Source organism: Phycicoccus sp. 3266, assembly GCF_031456495.1.
GTDB lineage: Bacteria > Actinomycetota > Actinomycetes > Actinomycetales > Dermatophilaceae > Pedococcus.
The window spans coordinates 1-5422 of sequence record NZ_JAVDUW010000006.1 but is presented as its reverse complement, the minus strand read 5'-3'; the positions used below and the strand labels follow the sequence as shown (position 1 = coordinate 5422).

Below are 5422 nucleotides of genomic sequence, written 5' to 3'. Positions count from 1 at the left end.
ATGCAAAAGGGCCACCCGTGATGGGTGGCCCTTTTGGTGAAGTATGTTCGGCTGCGTCCTACTCTCCCACACCGTCACCAGTGCAGTACCATCGGCGCTGAAGGGCTTAGCTTCCGGGTTCGGAATGGGACCGGGCGTTTCCCCTTCGCTATGACAGCCGAAACTCTATGGAGATCTCAATCGGTTGAATCAGTTCCCGACCCTGGTGAGGGGTTGGGGGGTTCCCGACCGTGTCTCGGGAACCACACAGTGGACGCGTAGCATCTTTGTGATGTCAAGTTGTCGGCTTATTAGTACCAGTCAGCTACACACATTACTGTGCTTCCACGTCTGGCCTATCAACCCAGTAGTCTAGCTGGGAGCCTCTCGCACACTAGGTGCATGGAAACCTCATCTTGAAGCGTGCTTCCCGCTTAGATGCTTTCAGCGGTTATCACTTCCGAACGTAGCTAATCAGCCGTGCTCTTGGCAGAACAACTGACACACCAGAGGTTCGTCCATCCCGGTCCTCTCGTACTAGGGATAGCCCTTCTCAAGTTTCCTACGCGCACAGCGGATAGGGACCGAACTGTCTCACGACGTTCTAAACCCAGCTCGCGTACCGCTTTAATGGGCGAACAGCCCAACCCTTGGGACCTACTCCAGCCCCAGGATGCGACGAGCCGACATCGAGGTGCCAAACCATGCCGTCGATATGGACTCTTGGGCAAGATCAGCCTGTTATCCCCGGGGTACCTTTTATCCGTTGAGCGACGGCGCTTCCACAAGCCACCGCCGGATCACTAGTCCCGACTTTCGTCCCTGCTCGACATGCCTGTCTCACAGTCAAGCTCCCTTGTGCACTTACACTCAAAACCTGATTGCCAACCAGGCTGAGGGAACCTTTGGGCGCCTCCGTTACCTTTTAGGAGGCAACCGCCCCAGTTAAACTACCCACCAGGCACTGTCCCTGATCCGGATCACGGACCGAGGTTAGATATCCAGAACGACCAGAGTGGTATTTCAACGTTGACTCCACCGACACTGGCGTGCCGGCTTCACAGTCTCCCACCTATCCTACACAAGCCGTACCGAACACCAATACCAAGCTGTAGTAAAGGTCCCGGGGTCTTTCCGTCCTGCTGCGCGTAACGAGCATCTTTACTCGTAGTGCAATTTCGCCGAGTTCGTGGTTGAGACAGTGGAGAAGTCGTTACGCCATTCGTGCAGGTCGGAACTTACCCGACAAGGAATTTCGCTACCTTAGGATGGTTATAGTTACCACCGCCGTTTACTGGGGCTTAAATTCTGAGCTTCGCACCGAAGTACTAACCCGTCCTCTTAACCTTCCAGCACCGGGCAGGCGTCAGTCCGTATACATCGTCTTGCGACTTCGCACGGACCTGTGTTTTTAGTAAACAGTCGCTTCTCCCTGGTCTCTGCGGCCGTTCTCCCTAGGCAGCAAGTGCCTTCAGGATCTGGGCCCCCCTTCTCCCGAAGTTACGGGGGTATTTTGCCGAATTCCTTAACCACGATTCACTCGATCGCCTTGGTATTCTCTACCTAACCACCTGAGTCGGTTTGGGGTACGGGCGGCTCGAACCTCGCTAGAGGATTTTCTCGGCAGCATAGGATCACCCTGCTTCCCGCATACGCGGTCACTATCAGGTCTCAGGATATGTGCCAGACGGATTTGCCTATCTGACTCCCTACACCCTTGGACGTGGACAACCATCGCCACGCGGAGGCTACCTTCCTGCGTCTCCCCATCGCTTGACTACTACTAGATCGGGTCACGCGCTCCACTGAAGTCCTCAACCCGAAGGTCTTGGACAACAGCTTTGGGCGTTTAGCATCACTAGGTTCGTCATGGGCGGTTCTTCGCCGGTTCCGGAATATCAACCGGATGTCCATCGACTACGCCTGTCGGCCTCGCCTTAGGTCCCGACTTACCCAGGGCAGATTAGCTTGACCCTGGAACCCTTGGTTATTCGGCGGACGGGTTTCTCGCCCGTCATTCGCTACTCATGCCTGCATTCTCACTCGTGTGGCCTCCACGGCTGGATCACTCCGCCGCTTCCCTGGCCACACGACGCTCCCCTACCCATCAACACGCTTGGACCACCAACCCGCAGGTGTGGTGGCCGGGCAGATGTGTCAATGCCACAGCTTCGGTGGTGTGCTTGAGCCCCGCTACATTGTCGGCGCGGAATCACTTGACCAGTGAGCTATTACGCACTCTTTAAAGGGTGGCTGCTTCTAAGCCAACCTCCTGGTTGTCAATGCAACTCCACATCCTTTCCCACTTAGCACACGCTTAGGGACCTTAGCTGGTGGTCTGGGCTGTTTCCCTCTCGACTACGGAGCTTATCCCCCGCAGTCTCACTGCCACGCTCTCACTTACCGGCATTCGGAGTTTGGCTAACGTCAGTAACCTGGTGAGGCCCATCGGCTATCCAGTAGCTCTACCTCCGGTAAGAAACACGTGACGCTGCACCTAAATGCATTTCGGGGAGAACCAGCTATCACGGAGTTTGATTGGCCTTTCACCCCTACCCACAGCTCATCCCCTCAGTTTTCAACCTAAGTGGGTTCGGTCCTCCACGACGTCTTACCGTCGCTTCAACCTGGCCATGGGTAGATCACTCCGCTTCGGGTCTAGACCCAGCGACTAAAACGCCCTGTTCGGACTCGCTTTCGCTACGGCTTCCCCACACGGGTTAACCTCGCCACTGAGCACTAACTCGCAGGCTCATTCTTCAAAAGGCACGCCGTCACCCCACAAGGAGGCTCCGACGGATTGTAGGCACACGGTTTCAGGATCTATTTCACTCCCCTCCCGGGGTACTTTTCACCTTTCCCTCACGGTACTTGTCCGCTATCGGTCACCAGGGAATATTTAGGCTTAGCGGGTGGTCCCGCCAGATTCACACGGGATTTCTCGGGCCCCGTGCTACTTGGGATACTGCTCAGGAGTTCACGCCATTTCGTCTACGGGGGTAGCACCCTCTGTGCCGGGCCTTTCAATGCCCTTCGACTATAACGCGAATTTTTGACTCCCTGCCGGCCTGTCAGAGCCAACGGAGCAGTCCCACGACCCCTTACCTGCAACGCCTGACAGCTATCACACAGATAAGGTTTAGCCTCTTCCGCTTTCGCTCGCCACTACTCACGGAATCGCGGTTGCTTTCTCTTCCTGTGGGTACTGAGATGTTTCACTTCCCCACGTTCCCTCTACTCACCCTATGTGTTCAGATGAGAGTGACTGGACTTGCCTCCAGCCGGGTTTCCCCATTCGGAAATCCTCGGATCACAGTCTGGTTATCGACTCCCCGAGGCTTATCGCAGATTCCTACGTCCTTCTTCGGTTCCTGGTGCCAAGGCATCCACCGTGTGCCCTTAAAAACTTGAGCCACAAAGATGCTCGCGTCCACTGTGTAGTTCTCAAGAAACGGGCGGCCCCCTGTCGAACCCGGTGCCTACCAGCCAACAGGCCAGCGGTTCATCCGCGACAAGGGTCCAAGCCAGTCCAAGACCGGCCCGAAGGTCAAGCTCTCGCCCGAGCCTTCAGGACCCAACAACGTGCCAGGCACCACCACCACCCGCACCGCGTTCCACTGCCAGGCCCCGCGAACAGGACCGGCTTGTACTAACGAGCACGAACAGTGCCAGCGCCAACTAATCGATGTTCCACCCTTGAGCACCCGCTGCCCCACACTCGGGGACAGACCGGGCTCTGGATCGCTTGCGCGACCAGTGCTCCTTAGAAAGGAGGTGATCCAGCCGCACCTTCCGGTACGGCTACCTTGTTACGACTTAGTCCCAATCGCCAGTCCCACCTTCGACAGCTCCCTCCCACAAGGGGTTGGGCCACCGGCTTCGGGTGTTACCGACTTTCGTGACTTGACGGGCGGTGTGTACAAGGCCCGGGAACGTATTCACCGCAGCGTTGCTGATCTGCGATTACTAGCGACTCCGACTTCATGGGGTCGAGTTGCAGACCCCAATCCGAACTGAGACCGGTTTTTTGGGATTCGCTCCACCTCGCGGTTTCGCAGCCCTTTGTACCGGCCATTGTAGCATGCGTGAAGCCCAAGACATAAGGGGCATGATGATTTGACGTCATCCCCACCTTCCTCCGAGTTGACCCCGGCAGTCTCCTATGAGTCCCCACCATCACGTGCTGGCAACATAGAACGAGGGTTGCGCTCGTTGCGGGACTTAACCCAACATCTCACGACACGAGCTGACGACAACCATGCACCACCTGTATGCGAGTGTCCAAAGAGAACGACATCTCTGCCGCGTTCTCGCATATGTCAAGCCTTGGTAAGGTTCTTCGCGTTGCATCGAATTAATCCGCATGCTCCGCCGCTTGTGCGGGCCCCCGTCAATTCCTTTGAGTTTTAGCCTTGCGGCCGTACTCCCCAGGCGGGGAACTTAATGCGTTAGCTGCGGCACGGATCTCGTGGAATGAGACCCACACCTAGTTCCCAACGTTTACGGCATGGACTACCAGGGTATCTAATCCTGTTCGCTCCCCATGCTTTCGCTTCTCAGCGTCAGTAGTGGCCCAGAGACCTGCCTTCGCCATCGGTGTTCCTCCTGATATCTGCGCATTTCACCGCTACACCAGGAATTCCAGTCTCCCCTACCACACTCTAGTCTGCCCGTACCCACTGCAAGTCCGGGGTTGAGCCCCGGATTTTCACAGCAGACGCGACAAACCGCCTACAAGCTCTTTACGCCCAATAATTCCGGACAACGCTCGCACCCTACGTATTACCGCGGCTGCTGGCACGTAGTTAGCCGGTGCTTCTTCTGCAGGTACCGTCACTTGCGCTTCTTCCCTGCTGAAAGAGGTTTACAACCCGAAGGCCGTCATCCCTCACGCGGCGTCGCTGCATCAGGCTTTCGCCCATTGTGCAATATTCCCCACTGCTGCCTCCCGTAGGAGTCTGGGCCGTGTCTCAGTCCCAGTGTGGCCGGTCGCCCTCTCAGGCCGGCTACCCGTCGTCGCCTTGGTGAGCCATTACCTCACCAACAAGCTGATAGGCCGCGAGTCCATCCCCAACCGAAAAACTTTCCAAACAGTACCCATGCGGGTCCGTTTCATATCCGGTATTAGCCCCGGTTTCCCGGGGTTATTCCAGAGTCAGGGGCAGGTTACTCACGTGTTACTCACCCGTTCGCCACTGATCACCAAGGTGCAAGCACCTCAGGTCACCGTTCGACTTGCATGTGTTAAGCACGCCGCCAGCGTTCGTCCTGAGCCAGGATCAAACTCTCCATTGATGTTTGCCACCCACCACAACACGTGCGGCAGGAAAAGCGAAACCCTAGAAGGGTCAATTCACTGACTGAGCAAGAACAACTAGCAATTGCTAGAAATTCATTGTCAACCAAAGGAAATTCGTTCGAAGCAACCCACAACCAAACCATC

The 5422-nt window shown here is 56.4% G+C and carries 3 rRNA genes; all 3 read right to left on the bottom strand.

The annotated features are described in order from the left end of the window. Positions 1-45: 45 nt before the first annotated feature. The 3 genes from rrf to J2X64_RS19135 all read right to left on the bottom strand — a co-directional run bounded on the left by rrf (position 46) and on the right by J2X64_RS19135 (position 5274). A 5S ribosomal RNA gene (gene rrf, locus J2X64_RS19145) occupies positions 46-162 on the bottom strand. Between the two features lie 108 nt (positions 163-270). After that, positions 271-3392: ribosomal RNA gene (locus J2X64_RS19140) — 23S ribosomal RNA — on the bottom strand. A 354-nt stretch (positions 3393-3746) separates the two neighbouring features. Continuing rightward, positions 3747-5274 (bottom strand): 16S ribosomal RNA (locus J2X64_RS19135). The 16S, 23S and 5S rRNA genes sit together here, the layout of an rRNA operon. Positions 5275-5422: the final 148 nt, after the last annotated feature.